This window comes from Candidatus Hydrogenedentota bacterium (genome assembly GCA_019695095.1).
Classification (GTDB): domain Bacteria; phylum Hydrogenedentota; class Hydrogenedentia; order Hydrogenedentales; family SLHB01; genus JAIBAQ01.
Genome location: JAIBAQ010000026.1, coordinates 1 through 17,666 on the forward strand (window position 1 = coordinate 1; position 17,666 = coordinate 17,666).

Consider the following 17,666-nt stretch of genomic DNA (forward strand, 5'->3'; position numbering starts at 1 on the left):
AAGGTGGCATCCTTCGTGGCGCCCGGCGGACGCGTCTTGATCGTGGCGCGAGGACGCGACGCGCACGAGCCGGAAGGAAGCATACCCTGGCCGTTGACACGCGAAGAACTGCAACTCTGCACCCTTGAAGGATTGGTGGAAGAATCCTTCGAAGACTATGTCGAAGAAATCGACCCGCCCGTCAGACGGTTCAGGGTTGTCTACGCAAGAACGCGCTAGCGGAGTGGGCGGAAAGCAAGGACAGACACGTCTACGCTTCGCTGCGCTTGTGTCAGACCCTGTTTTCGGCCGCTACTGACTCGATCTTGCGATTCACTGCGCTAGCGCGGACCGTCAGCTTTTTTCGAGGTAGCAAACTGCCTGCTGCCTAAGCGTGTCGGCAACGACGCGATATCTGGCGTTGGCCCCAAGCTTGGACACGTCGTATACCTGCACGATATCGGCGAACTCCTGGGAATCTGGAGCAAACTCGGCGAGGAGACTGGGATACTGCTCAAGCAGGCCCAAATTGAGAACGTGCCCTTCATGCTGGGGGAATAGGGCCAGGTAAAGAATATCCATTTCAACCAGTTCGCTGAAGAAGTGCGTGCCGAGAGAAACGTCGGGCACCAGGTCTTCGCGCATGGCAACGATTTCGCAGAGAATGGAAACGGCATTGATCTCCGCGAATGAGACGGGGACGCCGAGCGACGGCGTGGTCGTGCCCCAGCGTCCGGGGCCAAGCAACATAATGGGCCCGGTTCTACGGTCTCCCAGAGCGCGCATGACTTGACCGATGAGCCGCGCCACCGAATAGCGCGTGTTGATGGGCAGATGACCGTAGAGCGCCGGTGATACGCAGACAATCCAGTCCACGGTATCGATGCGGCTGCGGCCGATCACAGGCCCCGAAGATTGTAGAAGCAGATCTTCGGGCGGCACTTGCTCCGGGGCATTGTCAAGACCGATTGCGCCATGCACCTGAAAAGGACGGCACTGAACCAGGTTGATTCGATAGGTTCCGTCCGGGCGGAAGTTGGCGGTGAATTCGATATCGACGGGATACTCGTACGCGTCGGCCACGGTTCGAAGCATGTCACGCATGTCTTGCACGAAATTCGTCTCGGACAGCAATCGGTCGAAGCGCACAATGGGGGGCGGCTTGGCGGTGAGGCCGCGCTCACGCGCCTCGCGGACTTGGCGGCGATCCTGTGCCGAAAAGAGTGAAAGAGGAACATCCTTCGCGACGGAGGCGACGGCGGAGAATTCCTGCGTCTCAAGCGCGTTGGTCTCGATATTGAGCACGTCAACGCGCCGTTGAGAATAGCGCGCGGCGGAATCGCTCTGCGTTTCGGGGGAGCGTTCCGGCGCGTTGAGCGCGACGAGACGCGTGTAGTCGTCGTCGGATCGGTCGACGGCACGCGTGCCCAGGCCGAATACGAGCCGCAGCACCCCCGCTTCGGGGTCAATGTGCTCGTTCCAGACATAGGGATTGACGGAAAATCCCACGCCCGCAACGTGCGGATAATAGAAGTGGCCATGCAGGTCTCCAGAGACACGCTGAACGAGCAATCCCATTTGCTCATCGCGATCCAGGAGATTGTGGCGGGCGCGATAGCTGAGCGCGGATGCGCTCATCGTGCTGGCATACACCTGTTTGACGGCGGCGACAAATGCGTCGAGCCGCACTTCTGGAGAGCCTTGATTTACGCAGAAGACGCTCTCGTATTCGCCCGCGAACGAATTTCCGAAGTTGTCTTCGAGCAAGCTGCTGGAGCGGACAATGATGGGCGCCTGTCCGAAATAATCGAGCATGTCGGCAAAGCGCTTCATCATATGGGGGGGGAACTGGCCTTCCAGCACGCGGCGCTGCGCCTCCTGAACGCCGTGGAGGTCGAGATAGTGCTCGGACTTAATCTGCTGCTTGCGGATTCCCCAGCATTTGTTGCGGACAAGAAACGTATAGAACACGTCGGAGGGAATGAAATACGAGTCGTGGGCTTCCAGCAGGGACTCCCAACGCGGTTCCGTGCGCATGAGGATCGCTCGCGCCAGTAGCACGCCGACGGACTTGCCTCCAATGAGCCCCGTGCCAAGCAGCCGCTTTCCTATGGCGACCATGTCTGCAAGATTCAGATACTTCTCGGCCAGTTTGAGAACGCGCTCATCGCGCGAAATCGCCATACGCAGCACGCGGGAGAAGGTGTCCTGCACGGCCGCCATAGAACCGCGTCCGAGCCGTTCTTGCTCGAGAATCGATTCGGCCTGAACAAAGGTACGTGTCCAGACGCCGAGCTGGTATTGGGACAACCCAAGCGCCGAGCGCGGGCTCGCGCGCATAATCTCCGAAACCGTATGGCTTTCACTGATAGGGTACGCCTTGTCGCCGCTGATTTGGTGCAACATGTACATATGCGGCGAAGACCGGCCCTGTACTTTGGTCGGATGCACAAAGATCTTGCTGTCGCGCGAATAGACTTCCAGAAAGACCTGGGTAGTCTCGGTAATGGGCGCCAGCGCATAGTGGGAGTGAACCCCTCTGATCAGGGCGAAGTGCGCGATGGTATCCAGTTCATAGAGATAGGGGCAGGTCAGTTCGAAGAAGTTGCCGACCATCTGGTCGCAGTACCAATCAACGGTGAGGTCGGATAGGCTGTCGAATACGTACAAAGCACCCCGCCCATTCTTCTCGATAACCATGTGTATAGCGTCAAGAAAAACCTCGAATCCGGCTTGCGGGTGAAGTGGGTACACGCACGAGCATGTTTGCGTGTCGAGTACCGGGGCGTGCCGCGCAAATCGAAAATAGGTGACAGATTTACCCTGGGCCATGGATTGCGCGGCGAAGGGGAGTATCATGGCTCGATAATCATCGACACCACCCACTTCCCACACGATGTTGTCGCCAGCCCTAAGCCCGTGGAGCACACGGTCCAGACCGGGACTTCCCGTGCTGTAGTGCTTTTCGGAATGAGGCATCTCGGCAATCCTTGCATTGGGGCCCGTGAGTCGCGTGCACCCACGGGCCCCAAAAAGCCTGACCGGGATTACACCAGTCCCTGATCGAGCATGGCGTCGGCTACCTTGACGAATCCGGCGATATTGGCGCCAGCCACGTAATTACCCGATTTGCCGTACTCGAGTGCGGCCTGCATGGTCTGCTCGTGGATAGCCTTCATGATGTCTTGCAGGCGGCGATTGACCTCGTCGCGCGTCCAGACCGTGTGTTGTGAGTTCTGGGCCATCTCCAGACCCGAAACGGCAACCCCGCCCGCGTTGGCGGCCTTGCCCGGGCCATAAAGAATCTTGGCGTCCAGGAAGACTTTCACGCCATCGGGCGTAGTCGGCATGTTGGCCCCTTCGCTCACAACCGTGCAGCCGTTCTTCACCAGAGTGGCCGCATCCTCGCCATTGATTTCGTTCTGCGTCGCGCTCGGAAATGCGCAATCGCATTTGACGGACCAGGGACGCGCGCCGTCTATGTACTTCGCGCCGGTGAATTTCTCGGCATATTCACGTATGCGGCCGCGACGGTAGTTCTTGAGGGTCATCACAAAATCGAGTTTCTCCTCGTCGATGCCGTCGGGATCGTAGATCGTGCCGTTGGAATCGGAAAGCGTGACGCATTTGCCTCCAAGCTCGTTGATCTTCTCGACCGTGAACTGGGCTACATTCCCCGAGCCGGAAACGGCGCAGACTTTGCCTTCGATGGAATCGCCGCGCGTCGAGAGCATGTTCTGGGCAAAGTAGACGCAGCCATATCCGGTTGCTTCCGGGCGAATATACGAACCGCCCCAATTGATGCCCTTTCCGGTCAACACCCCCGTGAATTCATTGCGAATGCGCTTGTATTGCCCAAAGAGATAGCCAATCTCTCGTCCACCCACGCCGATGTCGCCCGCTGGCACGTCGGTATCGGGTCCGATGTATTTGCAGAGTTCAGTCATGAACGATTGGCAAAAGCGCATCACTTCCGCGTCGGACTTGCCCTTCGGATCGAAATCGGAACCACCTTTGCCGCCGCCCATTGGCAGGGTGGTGAGAGAATTCTTGAAAATTTGTTCAAACGCAAGAAACTTCAGAATGCCGAGGTTCACCGTGGGGTGAAAACGGAGACCGCCCTTGTAGGGTCCTATCGCGCTGTTGAATTCGATGCGGAACCCCCGGTTTACCTGGGGCTGGTTCTTGTCGTCCAACCACGGCACACGAAATACGATTGCGCGTTCGGGTTCAACAAGGCGTTCGAGAATGTGGTTCTCTTCGTACTCCGCGTGACGCTCAAGCACAGGTCCAAGACTTTCAAGGACTTCTTTGACTGCTTGATGAAACTCGGGTTGGCCGGGATCGCGGCGCTGAACCAGATCAAAAACGGAATCTGCATACGACATGTTTTGCTCCCCCTGATAGGTCGGAAAGACTTCTGCACTCGGTTTCTTGCCCGGAACCGAAATGCGTCTGAATCGCCCAATGAGTGTATGCACTGAGCATGCATACGTCAAGACTCACTTCGGGGAGCTGAGACAGCGGCGCGCCCCCGTCCGCGGGGTGGACGGAGGCGCGTTGTCGGGAGGAAGACCAGCAAAGTCCTAGATATCTACGCGTCGGTCTCGCGGTTCGATTGTGCGTTTCTCCAGAGACTTCGTGGCGTTGATGTATGCGTTGACGCGCTGCAACCAGCTAGTCGTCAGACGCAATTGGGTACTGTCTCGCAGGCTCTCCGACGGCACCACGTCTAGCTCGTTCGCCGCCTCCTGGCTGAACGGACGGAAGTAGTCGCCAAGAGGATCGGCTTTCCGGACCTTCTCGCCGTTGTGCCGGATGGTTAACGGTTCGCGCTTCGCGCGCAACGCGGCCTTGGCTTGCGCCTTCAACGTGTTCGGGTCGAGGCCGTATTCGTACAGGATGACCGGCCCGTAGATTCCGGTTCCCACGTCGATTTCGTCGAAATACAGATCGGTGCCGGACTCGTAGTCAAGCAAGGCATCGAGCCAATCGAAAGGCAACCCTTGCTCGTAGTCGGCAGCGCCAAAGACGCGGCCTTCGGAGTAACCATCGAAGTAGCCGTCAACCCAGCCACCGTGTTCGAATTCGGTGTGCTCGTCGAAGGCCAGGAACGCGAGGTAGTCGGACCAGTATGCGTTGTCGTAGCCTTCGCTGAATCCCACGATGAACGCATAGTGGTAGTCGACGAAATACCCGTCGTTGTAGGCGTACCAGATTCCATCGTAATACCCGGCGTCGTAGGGCGGCGATTCGACATACGGAATGTCGCTCGTGTCGTAGTAGATGGGCGTGAAGTCGATCATGTCCCATCCATCCCAGTAGCCATCCCAATAGCGGCCATCCTGGGCAAATCCCGCCGCGAAGCCGATGTCGTATTCGGAGTCACCGCTATCGACCGGGCAGCCGAGAGTCGCCAAGGCGAGCAGGAGCGCCGCGCCGGTGCGTAGGGTCGCGTTTAGTAAGTTCTTGGGCGTATGCATGACTCGTTGCTCCTCTATGGTTATCGGCCACGGCCACGGCCGCTATCGCCACGGTCAAAGCTGCGGCCTGCGCCGCTGTCGTGGGATTCGAATGACGGAGCCTGGCGTTGCGGCGCGGATTCGACGCGGTTCGAAATCGACGGCGGCGTGAACGCGGGCCGCTCGACCCGTTGCGGCGCTTCAAAACGCTGCGCGGGGGCTTGGTACGATGGACGCTCTATGCTGCGCGGAGCCTCGAACCGTTGCGGCGTATAGCTCGGACTATCGGCCTGCGGCGTGTACGTAGGCGCTTCCCTGCGCTGGATTTGCGGCGTGTAGACACGCGGTTCCCGCGCAATCGACTGCGGCGCTTGAGTTACCGGCGCCTGCGGCACGCTCGTTTGAAAACGTTGCGGCGTGGGAGCCTGTACCCGCGATTCCGGACGCGACCAATCTTGAACCGGTGTCGACTGAATCGGGTTACGCGGCATCGTCATCACGCGGGAAGAACTCTGCGGCGCGCTCGTGGTTGTCTGCGGCGTATACGCCCGGCCGCGCGTGTTCGTAATCGGCGCGGTGGTGTCGCGGATCGGAGTCCGTTGCGATGCACCGGCGTTTGAGTTGTTTCCGATTGCGCCGCTCACCGGCGGAATGGTCGTGCGTTGACGCCCACTGTTCCCGTTTCCACGGCTGATTACGTCGCCTACGGGCGGAGTCGTCTGGCGTTGGCGCACGCTGTTGCCGCCCGCGCTACCATTCGTGATTCCACTGACTGGGGGCGTCGTCTGCCGTTGACGCGTCGTGGCCGAGGAGCCGCCGCCAATGATGTCGCCTACCGGCGGCGTTGTTTGACGCTGGCGCACGCTGTTGCGCGAAACACTACCGGCGCCACCGTCAGCCGGTGTGGTGGTCCGCTGCGGGGCATTGGCATCCACGCTGCGGCCCCGGCGCGTGAGGGCCTCGTCCAACCCGGTTGGGCTGGTGCTGCGCGTGTCGACAGACGTTTCGCGGTTTGTCCGCATGGTGCGATTGGTGCGATTGGTCGCGGTGGAGCCGGTACCGGGCGCGACCGCCATATCGGCATTGGTGCTCCGGCCGCGCGTACGGGCATTCAGGTCGCTCGTGGCGCGTATGTACTGGCTGTCGCGCTGCGCACGGGTAACGATGGTCCTGGAATCCGCAGGCGTACTCTCGGGCAGACGAACCTCACGGGTGCGCGCATTCCGGTCGGCAGACGCATACGACGTGCGAACCGCGCGGAACCGCGAAGAATCGACCGTCTGGAACTGAGCACGGCCAGACCGCGCTTCCAAGGTACCTATGCGTTCGGAGGCGCGCATTTGGCGGTCGCCGTAAACGTCAAGCCCACGGATGACACGTCGCGGACTGTATTCGCGCGCCAGGGCATTCACGCCGTAATAATTCGGGTACGGCCGGTGGTACGTGGGCGAATAGATGTCCCAGAAATGAACGTCGTCAGAGTTGATATTGATGTTCACAAAGATGTTCTGAGTCGCCGGGTACACCGAACACGGCCCGTAGAAGAACTCGTCGGCATAGCTGAAGCTGGTGCCGAACACGCCAAACCGGATGCCGCCCACGCTGAAGTACGCGCTGCCATAGGTGCAGGGCCGGTTGTAGATGTCATACGGAGTCCAGCAGAAGTACGATCCATAACGAACGGTCGCGCACCACGCCGGAGACCACACGGGGTCGTAGCACCACATCCACCCGTAGGACGGCATATAGTTCCAGCGGCCATAGTGCGACGTCACGTAGCAGAACGGATACGAGCCGTTCCAGACGTACCCGTACGCGGGAACATAGCTCCAGTAACCGGTGCGGTACGGGACGTAATCGACGACAACGGTCGGGCGCCAGTACTGGCGGTTATCGACATTGACCCATTCGCCGTAGTTGCCAAGGTCAGAATAGCCCAGCGGCGGCGCGGACGACGCAATCGAGGTCGGCAATGCCTGGTCGCCCAGGGCCAATTGCTTGGCTCGCTCACGGTTCCATGCGTCAAATTCGTCTTCAATGCTCTTGTCAAAAGGTACCGGCGCGGACGGAAGCAGGCCCGGGTCAACATAAACACGCTGGCCCGCGGAAGCGGTAACCGGCGCGCCGCCCTCGGCACGGACAATGGCGCGGCCCCAGCGTACGCTGACGGTCGTCGCGCCTTCGCCGACGATGTCGAACCGGACGTGGGTATCGTTTTCTACCGTGATGGTTGCGGCCGGGGTACGGAAGGAGACGTCGCCGTTGCTGCGGTTGACGCGTTGCACATAAAACGAGCCAATCCAACCGCGTACTTGAGCGCTCGGCGGCACTTGGGTAATTTCGGCTTTGCTGCCATCGGCCATGCGCAGGAACGTGCCGCCGGCCATTTCGAGTTCAAGCAAGCCGTCGTTGTCTACCCATAGGGTATCGCCCGGCATGATGAGGGTGTTGTTTGTTGCATAACTCCAGTCTGCGTCGCTGGAGCCCTTGACCATCGCCCCCCCGGACTCGTAGCTGACGCGGGCGTGGAGGAGCTGATCCGCTTGGGCAGTCTGGCTCCAAAGGAGCGCCGTAACTGCGGCAAGCCCAGTAAATACGCGTTTCAATGTCGCGTGCATGGTTGAATCCTCCAAGGTTTCTTTTGCTCCGCTCGTATAGTTGGACGAGTCTGCGGGCGGGACATTCACGAATTCTTGCGGAAAAGCTTGACCTTGGGAGATAGGGGCGGGAAAGCTTACTTTTGACAAAACGGGCGTTTTGGCGGTTTTCTCAAAGATGTGTGACGCCTCCAAAAGGCTGCCAGCCCATAAGTCCCAAGTAAGTATGTTCTTATGGAATCTGTATTTGCACATAGGCAGGGATGAGCTATCGAAGCTCACCCCTGCCTGCAAGCGAAGGTTTTCTCGTGCATTTCTTCGCGGAATTTACTTTGCCGGTTGCGCGTCCTCAACCGAGACAAATTCCCCGTTGGCGTTGAAGGTAAAGACCTTGTCCTGGACGATCTTGTCCTTATCCCAAATCGTGGCCTCGTACTTGTAGCGAATGGAAACGTTGCCGGCGTCTCCCTTCGTGGGTTCGCCCCATTCAATGGACTTTCGCGCCGTGATGTCTCGGAAGTTCTTGCTGAAGAAGTCTTCCACGAGGGCCTGCAGGCCGTCTTTTGTACTGGTATCAGCCGCCTGCTTCACAACGTCCTGCGGAAACCCCTTCTCGTCCTTCACGGCCACGAACTCACCCTTCGCGTCAAACGTGAACACCTGGTTCATGATCTTCGTCTGCTTGTCCCAGATACTCGCCTGATACTTGTACCGGATAGACGAGTTACCCTTGTCGTCGGCCGTCACATCGCCCCATTCGAGCGATTTGCGGCTCGTCACGTCGCGAAAGTTGTGTAGGAAGAAGTCTTCCACACGCCCCATCATCTCGGCCTTGGCCTTTTCGAGCGGCGCAGACGCCTGCACGGCGTTCTCGCCCGCGATGGCGATTCCAAGCAGGGCCACAACCGCCAACGCGGCAAGTGACAGACGGCCAAGAGGCTTATGGGCCCGATACGTTTTCTCGGTCATTCGTAGGATCCTCCCGGAGAGCGAATTGCGTCGCTCCGTTATGCCGGCGCCGGAAACCCACAGCGCCGGCGCCGTGACCTGGGTCTCCTCAATCACCCGCAACATGCTCCGCCCGTATCGCCGCTGCCTGCCTCCGGAATGCAGGACGGCGAGGTCGTCGCACGCCAGTTCACGCTCGTGCCGGATCCGGGCATTTGCGTACCAAATCACGGGATGAAAGAAGTAGACCGTTTGAAGAACGATTTGAAGAACATTGATGAGTAAATCGTTGCGGCGAACATGCGCGAGTTCGTGCAGCAGGATGGGTTCAAGGTCTTCGATGTCCCACGTGTTCGCCATCGATGGCGGCAGCACGATCGTGGGACGCCACACGCCGATTACCGCGGGCCCGCCTCCGCGCGACTCCGGCAGCGTCACGAGTCCTATCTGCCCGCGCACACCCAGTCTGCGGGCGCATTCCAACAGAAGCGCGATGAGTTCCGGGCGAGTAACGGGAGCGCATGCACGCAAAAGCCCTTGAACGCGATACCGCCGATACAGCACGAGCATCGCGAATCCTGCCGCGGGCGCTAACCATGCCCATGCGACTAACGTGTGCCACGGGAAATCGTGCGGCGATTCGGCAGCGGCGGTGAGGTTTGAAGCCGCTGGAGAACTGACAGGATGCGGCTGCAGAATCGTTGCGATAACGGGCTCGTAGAGCACTGTCGTCGCCGTGTGCTCGGCGGCCAAACGCACCTCGTCGCCGATCCCTAAGGAAACGCCGATATGCACGGGCAGGCACAGACGCAGCAGCACGACCATCCACAGCCAATAGCGAAAACTCGGACTCGCGCGCCGGCACAGCAACGACACCACCCACACGAACGCCGCGAGTACCGCGACTTGCCAGCTCATGCTCCAAAGATACTGTGGCCATTCGGACGCGAAACCTTGAACGGTCTCCATCGCTAAATGTCCTCTTCGTGTTGCTCCAACAGTTTCTTCAGCGTCGCCACTTCTTCGTCGCTCAGCTTTGGGCCTTTAGCTAAATGCGCGAACAAGGGCGCCAAGGTTCCGTCGAGTACATTGGATACGAATGAGTCCAATGCGCGGACCGCCACCTTCGATTGTGGGACGGCGGGCGCAAACACGCAGATGGGTCCGACCTTGTCGAGCTTGAGGTAGCCCTTCTGAACCAAGCGGTCCAGCATCGTCTTGACCGTCTGATACTGCCAATCTTTCTTCGGGCCGACCTCGTCGTACACCTCGCGCGCCGTGCACTTCCCTCTGCGCCAGCAACACTTCATGACGACCCACTCGGCCTTCGTAAGATCATCGAGTTCCTTCGCCACGGCAGGCCCTTTCGCTATTTCTGTGGTAATGGTACCACGCTTGTGGTGGTTGCGTCAAGAGAATACGGAGAGGCAGGAGAAGTGAGTACACGCTTCGTGACTGAAGGGTAGAGGGATTCTCTACTTGCGGAAAAGGGTATAGCGAGATCCAGGCAGCGCGAAACCCGTGACCGGCCTACTCTCGTTTAGCGCGAACGAGCCTTAATGGGTCCAGTGAATTCGACGCACACGGGAACACCGTCAACTTCAGGCGGGATGACGATTTTGCCACTCTGAGCTGAAGCAATATTGACTTTAACGGCATAACCCTTTCCCACGCGTGTGATACCCACGCCGGTCAAGTCGCGTTCGCCGCGCAACATATCGCTCACCCGAGCTTTGGCATTCCGGGCTTCTTCAAGGGAACATGTATTCATTGTTGAAGTTCTCTGCATCAATTATAGCGCCAAATCCACTTTCAGCGCATCCAAAACCTCGTGGATCGGATTTGCATAAGTCAGGCCTTTGCCGTTGGAGCCACCTTGGTCGCTGCCCGCAAACAACAGAGCCACAGCCCGCAGGTCGCTTCCCACTATCAGCGAACCACTGTCGCCCCCGTCGCTAAATGCTTCGTTTCCCGCGCCCTCGATCTCGATTTGGTTATCGAAGCGGGCATCGCCGTTGTCATACCCCACGACGACATTGTCCAGTTCGATTGCCGTCACGCGTCCCCGTGTCAGACCGGTTGTGTGACCAATCTTTGCTACCCGTAGGCCTTCATCCACAAAGACATTGCCAACGCCTTTCAGCTTACCGAGACCGGTAAGCTTCGCAAGGTTCGCTTCAATTCCACTCCTAACCATGGCGGTGGCGCAATCCACATAGTTGCTGCCTTTGAATTTCAACTTCTCGAATTTGTCGAGCAAGGCAACTGTATCCGTCCTTTTCTTGCCGCCATCCAATTTTGCCGGTTGCAGAATGGCGTCGCCTCTATGAGCTTCGTTTTCGTTGGCGAGCACGTGATTATTCGAGAGGAGAGCAACCGCCCCGCCACCTCGCGGAATGACGAATGCGCCCAGTGTACCTGCAGTAATTCCAAAGTGTCCCACGCTGCACCCAATACTCAGAGGACGCTGCCGCTGTTGATGCCAGGGCAACGTCCTTTTGCGAACAGAACCGATATAGCGAACATCGACCTCGCCTTTTGCTTTCTTCTCAATTCGCTTGACTTCGGGACTGGCTTCCATGGCACGGTGCTGAACTCGCACGGCCAACGCAAAGTCCTCTTCGCCGCGCATTGCCACACCCAGAACCAGTGTGCTGGGTGGACTTGGCCTTACACTCCATGCCCGCGCAGAGATACCAAAGAGTGGCCGGGCGTGCACAACCTCAGCCAGATCTGCGAGGATCTCTTGCGATAGTTCCACCTTCAGGTCTCTTGCCGATTCGAGTTGCATGGCGGTGGGCTCCTATCAATTGGCGCATCCTCATGCTCGCTTGACAGACACGGCATTCGGGCAATATGCATTCACTCATACTTCTAGAATAATAGGTATTTTGTTACTCCGTAACGCCCAAATGCAAGTAAATCAAGCTTGAGGAATCGGTTATTACGACTCGCGGACGCGCACTTCCATGATCCGCGCGTGGTCGAGACCGTTGGTGCGGTGGACGGTGATGCGGAGTGCATCGATGGATTGGGGTTCAGTCAGTCGGTGGACGCGGAGGCGTTGGTAGTTGCCGCGTACGTCATCGAGCGCGCGCCATTGCCCGCCGGCACGGGCTTCGATCGTGTAGTCGCAGACGGTCTCGGGTTGAGGTTGCCCCCACAGCATGCGGGCGGTATAGGCGTCGGCGTGGCTCAATGTAAGCACGCGATGGAGTCCGGTGTCGAAAACTAAACGGATTTCGCGCACGGACACTGGCTTCTCCCACTCCAGCATGAGCCACGCGGGAATTCCCGCGGCGGGATCGCTCATCCAGCGATGGGAACCCGACCGGGCGCGATTCGTGGGCGCGCCGCCCTTGCCATGCACGGAGCGCGTCTGCCCGCTAAGAGCGTTGATAGCCGGTCCATCGGGTTGTTCGCTCGACGCGGTCACCCGCGCGCGGCGAGCGAGGTCGGACTCGTCTTCGTTGATACGTCCAATCAGGTAGCAGTCGTCGCGCAGCAGCCTTTGTTGTATCGCACGGATGGCCTTGGGTTCATCCAACAATCGGTGCGGGGTCTGCTTCGTCTCACTCGCATGCGCGGCAGCCGTGCCCACTCCCTGCCCGACGACAAAGCACGTTGCCATGACGCGCGTGGAGGCAAAGGCGATATGCGTGGCTGACATGTTGCGTCCCGCGAACATCAGGTTCTCGATGTCGCGGCTGACGCAGCAGCGCAGCGGGATGTCATAGAGATTGGGCACTGGATGCTGGTCACACGGAGGCACGTCTTTCGCGTCAATGCCTTGTGGCGGATGCGTGTCGATGGGCCAACCGCCGTATGCAATCGCGTCGTCAAACGCATGCGACTGCATCACGTCGTTTTCGGTCAGGGTGCGCAGGCCGACGAATCGGCGGCTCTCGCGTTTGCCCGGCACAAAGCCCACCCATTCGAGCGCCCAGTTTGCCGCGCCGTGATCACCGCCGTTCTTGATGTGGTCCCACACGCCCATCTGAATCGCGAGCAACTCGTCGCGAATCGCTTCGTTGTCCTTGATGGTGTCGAGCGTGCCGCCCCATTCCACCCACCAGTAGCCGTATTCATGGCCGTAATCGTCGACAGCCGTCGCGTGCGGACGCAGCGCGAGGTCTTCCTCGGTGAACTTCCGCGCAAACGCGGGCGCAACAAACGGCATGGGCTTGTCGTGTTTGCGCGCCTGGAACAACAGCGTGGAACCCAGCCGGAATTGGTCGGGCGCCGGTTGCGCCAACGATTCGTTGAACGCATCGTGCGCCTCTCGTCCTTCGCGAAACGGCGCACCCGCCTCCGCGCCGAGGCGTCCGTCGCCGGTGCAATCAACGAAGACCTGCGCGGCGATGGTGAACCGCGTCTCGGTGGAAAGGCGCTCGGCCTGCACCTCAACAATGCGCCCGTTTTCCGTGCGCGCGCCGGCAACCGTCGTATTGAGCAGCAGGGTAAGGTTCGATTCGGCGCGGCACTTTTCGTAGAGGATCAGGTCCATCATCGACGCGCTACGCTGCGGATTGCGCACGGCGTTTTCGAGGCGGATTTCTTCGACGATCCCGCCCTCGCGCGCTTCCGTGGCGAGTTCGACGCCGCGGCCTCCGCTGCAATCCGCGCCGACGATGTGCATACGGACTTCGCTCGATGCGTTGCCTCCGAGAACGGGCCGGTCCTGGCACAAGATGGTGCGCGCTCCGTTGCGCGCGGCGGCAAGCGCGCAGGCGATCCCGGCGGGTCCGCCGCCAGCGACGAAGACGTCACAGGTTAACGATTGCGTCGTCACGTTGCTCATAGTTCACTTTCGGTTTGACTTAACGTTCAACGTCTCTCGGTTATGCAAGTCCAATCCGCTCGAAGTGCTTATCCAATTGCCGCTCAAACTCGGGGCAAGCCTCTCCACCCGTAATCATACCGTGTTTGGCGCTAAGGAAGCCTCTGCGAGTGGCGGCACGCCGGATCGAGTGTGCAAAGTTGTCGAAGCTGCGGCCTACGGCTTCAAACGAGAACATCTCACCCAGAGCGTTGATCTTCTTCTGCGCGGCTTCTGCCGCGGCGCAGTCGCCTCGCAACCAAGACTCGACCAACTCGCGATGCCAGTCGGGGGCGACGTTGGCCAGAGCGCTTACGCAGCCCGTCGCGCCGCATTCGAGGCTATCGAGAATGATGCTCTCCGATCCCTGGTACACGTCCCACCCGTCAGCGCCTGCTTTCGCGAGTGTGCCGATTCGTGTCACGTCGCGCGCAGTGTCTTTGATAGCGACGATGTTGGGGTGTTTCCTTAGACTTGCGACGGTCTCCAAGTCGATCTCGCTGGGCATCCGCACATGGTGATACAGCGCCACGGGGATCGGCGACGCGTCGGCGATTTCCGTGAAGTAGGCTTCCACCTCGCGCGGCGCGAGTTTGCAGAAGAACGGAACCATCGCCACACCCACGTCCGCGCCCGATTCGGCGGCCTCGCGCGCGCAGGCTATCACGTCGGCGACACCCATCGCGCTGATGCCCGCGTACACCGCCGCGCGATTGCCCACCGCCTGCTTCACCGTCGATATCATCGCGCGGCGATCCGCTCGTCCCAACAACGGCAACTCACCGGTCGAACTGCAGATGAAAAGCCCGTCACAACCCTTCTCGACAAGCGCCTGCGCAAAACGCCCCAATTCGTCAAGGTCCGGCTGCCCTGGTTGCGAGCACGGCGTCAGCATGGCGGCTATGACGCGAGGCGTGTTAAATGAAGTTGTCATCAGCCAGTTACTCCCATCGCGGCTCCAAAGCATTGCGGTCCCGTAGCAGAGTATACTCGCGCAACGCCGACACGAAACAGCGACAACCCACGGGACGCAAATGGGGGCAAATCGCGTTAGCGAAGCGAACGAGGACGAAGAGCGCAACTCAGGGACTGTCCCAAGCGAGCGCAGCGAGACGGGACTGTCCCTGACTTGTGCGAATTAAGCAAGCGCAGCGAAGACGTGTCTGTCCCCGACTTGCCAATAAGGTGAATTGATGCCTCAGATGACCCTATCGACAAGCGACTGGCTCATCATCGCCGCCTACTTGTCGATTGTCGTTTTCATCGCCTTGCGCGCTCGCCGCGGCCACAGCACTTCCGCCGACTACTTTCTCGCCGGACGCCGCATGCATTGGATCGTCGTTGCCGTCAGCCTTTACGCCGCGTTGTTCAGCACCATCAGCTTCGTCGCGGTTCCCGGCGAGGCCTTCAAGAACGGCATCCTGCTCAGCCTCAACTCGCTCGGCTACGCGCTGTTCACGCCGCTCGCCGTCTACCTCTTTCTCCGCTTCTTCTACCGAGCCGACAGCTTCACCTGCTACGAATACCTCGAACGCCGCTTCAACGGCGCAACGCGCACACTCGGCAGCCTCCTCTTCCTCTGTATGCGCGCCCTGACCGCCGCTACGGCTCTCTACGCCGCCGCCGTCATCTTCGAATCGCTAATCGGTTGGGACAAGACGTTCAGCGTGGTTGCCGTCGGCATCTTCTCGGTGCTTTTCACCATGATTGGCGGCATGCGCGCCGTCATGCTCACCGACTGCATGCAGACCGCCGTCATCCTCACCGGACTCGGGGCGGTCTTCTTCAAGGCGAGTTACCTGATCGGCTTCGACTTTTCCGCGGTGTGGCGCTATGCCCATGCGCAAGGCCGCACCTTCGAACTTGTAACCAAACCCGAGTTCTACAGCCTCGATCTCCACGTCCGCTACACGCTATGGATTTGGCTGCTGACCGCGCTCACCGGTCCCTGTGTGGGATACGGCACCGATCAACTCGTCGTGCAGAACCTGCTCGCGAGCAAGTCCTACGATGCCGCCAAACGCGCCATCTGGCTGAAGACCATCGCGGTGCTGCCGATCATGGGCACGTTCTATGCCGTCGGATTGCTCTTGTTCTACTACTACCACACGAGGGAAACCTTGCCGGAAGGCATCAAACCCGATCAGGTCATGGGGCACTTCATCATCCGGCACTTGCCCTCGCCACTGCCGGGGCTTATCGTCGCCGCGCTCCTCGCCGCGCTCATGTCCACCATCGACGCCACGATCAACTCGCTTTCGACCGTCACGTGCATGGACCTGCTCAAACGCGTCGGCTGGCTGCCCGAAGACGAATCGAAACGCATCCGGTTTGGGAAAGGCCTCACCCTGGCCTGGGGGTTCGTCATGGTCGCGTTCGCCGCCACGCTCGCCCGCGTCAGCGAAGGCGTCGAAAGCACCGTCATGGAACTCACCCTCATGTGGAGCACCCTCTGGGGCGTGCTGCTCGTCGTCATGCTCGCCGGCGTCCTCACCCGCTGGGCCACCGCCCGCGCCGCCACCGCCGCCCTGCTCGTCGGTATGGCCCTCAACCTCACCCTCCCCTGGATTCTCTACTACGGTACCCCGCCCGAGGAACGCATCAGCTTCCTGTGGATCGGCATCCCCGGCATGCTCGCGGCAGGGGCGATAGTCTTGGTCGGAAGCCTGATCGATCCGCGCAAGCCCAACACACTCGAAGGGCTCACTCTGGTAAACCAGAAAGCTCCGCCCGCTCATCCAACGTAAGGAGTAGCTCGGACCGAAGCGCGGCGTTGTTCCTTCATCTGTAATCCTTTATTCTATGAGTGTTATTGTGCGATTCGAGCATTAAGTGTAAAGGTCGGTGGGAAGAATGATGATAGTCGGTCAGAACCTGCGTTTTATGGAGAGTCCTGCCTCGCCGGTACGTGCTCGTTCGCGCAGAACATCGAGAGCGATCATTGCGCTGGTGACTTCTTCGGTCTTGCTCGCCGCTGGGTGTGGCCTTACAGATTCTTGGTCAAAAGTATATCCCGAATTTCGAGTCTTCGACACCGCCTCGAACGATCCTATTCGCTCAATTTCTGTAGGTGTCAAAGAAGGAATCGGAGATGCTGCCGACTTCTGGTTCACTGAAGGTAAAACCGGTAACAACGGCGCTTTCGCGCTCACGGGAATGCCAGAGACCATTGAGACTCTCCAGAGTCAGGATGGTGTATATCGACTGTCCGAGGCGACACCTATTCCATACACCTTGTTTGTGTTTTCCGAAGGCCATGCTCTCACGCGCATGACGGTCAAAGAGAGGTCTCCCAAAGAGCCCACACCTGTAGCCTTGGATATGGCTAAGGATATTCCCTGTTCCGTCGTTGCCGAAGGCCGGCCAGTTTCGGGATGTAGTGTCTTCATCGGGCGCTTGACACCTCTGACCGATGCTCGCTCGCCCGTCGAATTCAGCGAGGGTTGGTATCGGACTGACGAGTCCGGACAGTGTGTCGTGAAGAATCTTCCCACGGAGTTCAGGAATGTGGTCTTCTGCGCGAAAGGCTATGGCCCAAAGTGCGTTAATCTACCCGCGGACGCTTCGACTCCATTTACTGTTGAGCTAAGCGCCCCCGCGAAATTGAACGTCCTAGTCCAGGGCAGTCCGGAAGAGGTCGATAATTCCAGGGTACTGGTCGGATGTAAGTCAGATTCCGGTTTTGTATTTTTGACGTCGTCGCGTGACGTCGACCCACAAGGACAGGTCCACTTTGAGGGACTTCCCGAGGGGAAGGCCGAGGTCAGTTGCTTTGGGCGGACCAGTCCTCCCGAAATGCATGAGGTTCAACTCTCGTCCGGCGCTGAGACCAAGGTCGAATTCAAGTTCCCATAGAAATAT

Annotated in this window: 13 protein-coding genes; 3 read left to right on the forward strand and 10 right to left on the reverse strand. The window is 59.3% G+C overall.

The window, feature by feature from the left end:
• A partial coding sequence (locus K1Y02_06650; protein MBX7256024.1) for an SAM-dependent methyltransferase occupies nt 1-219 on the forward strand: 219 nt, incomplete at its 5' end.
• 114 nt (nt 220-333) lie between these two features.
• Here the strand turns inward: K1Y02_06650 and K1Y02_06655 are convergent.
• The 10 genes from K1Y02_06655 to K1Y02_06700 all read right to left on the reverse strand — a co-directional run bounded on the left by K1Y02_06655 (nt 334) and on the right by K1Y02_06700 (nt 14,739).
• Nucleotides 334-2,958: a PEP/pyruvate-binding domain-containing protein gene (locus K1Y02_06655; GenBank protein MBX7256025.1), complete on the reverse strand. Its 2,625-nt coding sequence runs from the start codon at nt 2,956-2,958 to the stop codon at nt 334-336.
• A gap of 68 nt (nt 2,959-3,026) precedes the next feature.
• Nucleotides 3,027-4,367, reverse strand: coding sequence for an NADP-specific glutamate dehydrogenase (gdhA, locus tag K1Y02_06660; GenBank protein MBX7256026.1), 1,341 nt, complete (start codon nt 4,365-4,367; stop codon nt 3,027-3,029).
• Between the two features lie 198 nt (nt 4,368-4,565).
• Nucleotides 4,566-5,462 carry a hypothetical protein gene (locus tag K1Y02_06665; GenBank protein ID MBX7256027.1) on the reverse strand — a complete coding sequence of 299 codons (897 nt, stop codon included), beginning with the start codon at nt 5,460-5,462 and terminating at the stop codon, nt 4,566-4,568.
• Between the two features lie 20 nt (nt 5,463-5,482).
• The gene (locus tag K1Y02_06670; protein MBX7256028.1) at nt 5,483-8,059 is read right to left on the reverse strand and encodes a hypothetical protein; all 2,577 of its coding nucleotides are present in this window, start codon (nt 8,057-8,059) and stop codon (nt 5,483-5,485) included.
• Nucleotides 8,060-8,365: 306 nt separating this feature from the next.
• Nucleotides 8,366-9,955: a M56 family metallopeptidase gene (locus K1Y02_06675; protein ID MBX7256029.1), complete on the reverse strand. Its 1,590-nt coding sequence runs from the start codon at nt 9,953-9,955 to the stop codon at nt 8,366-8,368.
• Between the two features lie 2 nt (nt 9,956-9,957).
• Entirely contained in the window at nt 9,958-10,341 is a 384-nt protein-coding gene (locus tag K1Y02_06680) for a BlaI/MecI/CopY family transcriptional regulator (protein MBX7256030.1), read from the reverse strand.
• A 185-nt stretch (nt 10,342-10,526) separates the two neighbouring features.
• Complete coding sequence (locus tag K1Y02_06685) at nt 10,527-10,757, reverse strand: hypothetical protein (protein MBX7256031.1); 231 nt, start codon at nt 10,755-10,757, stop codon at nt 10,527-10,529.
• 21 nt (nt 10,758-10,778) lie between these two features.
• The gene (locus K1Y02_06690) at nt 10,779-11,777 is read right to left on the reverse strand and encodes a S1 family peptidase (protein ID MBX7256032.1); all 999 of its coding nucleotides are present in this window, start codon (nt 11,775-11,777) and stop codon (nt 10,779-10,781) included.
• A 153-nt stretch (nt 11,778-11,930) separates the two neighbouring features.
• Nucleotides 11,931-13,787: an FAD-dependent oxidoreductase gene (locus K1Y02_06695; protein MBX7256033.1), complete on the reverse strand. Its 1,857-nt coding sequence runs from the start codon at nt 13,785-13,787 to the stop codon at nt 11,931-11,933.
• Between the two features lie 40 nt (nt 13,788-13,827).
• Complete coding sequence (locus tag K1Y02_06700) at nt 13,828-14,739, reverse strand: dihydrodipicolinate synthase family protein (protein MBX7256034.1); 912 nt, start codon at nt 14,737-14,739, stop codon at nt 13,828-13,830.
• Between the two features lie 259 nt (nt 14,740-14,998).
• Here K1Y02_06700 and K1Y02_06705 point away from each other — a divergent pair, with 259 nt between their 5' ends.
• Both K1Y02_06705 and K1Y02_06710 read left to right on the forward strand, forming a co-directional pair.
• Nucleotides 14,999-16,552 (forward strand): sodium/solute symporter, encoded by a 1,554-nt coding sequence (locus tag K1Y02_06705; GenBank protein MBX7256035.1) that lies wholly within the window; start codon nt 14,999-15,001, stop codon nt 16,550-16,552.
• A gap of 106 nt (nt 16,553-16,658) precedes the next feature.
• Nucleotides 16,659-17,660: a hypothetical protein gene (locus tag K1Y02_06710; GenBank protein MBX7256036.1), complete on the forward strand. Its 1,002-nt coding sequence runs from the start codon at nt 16,659-16,661 to the stop codon at nt 17,658-17,660.
• The last annotated feature ends 6 nt before the right edge of the window (nt 17,661-17,666 follow it).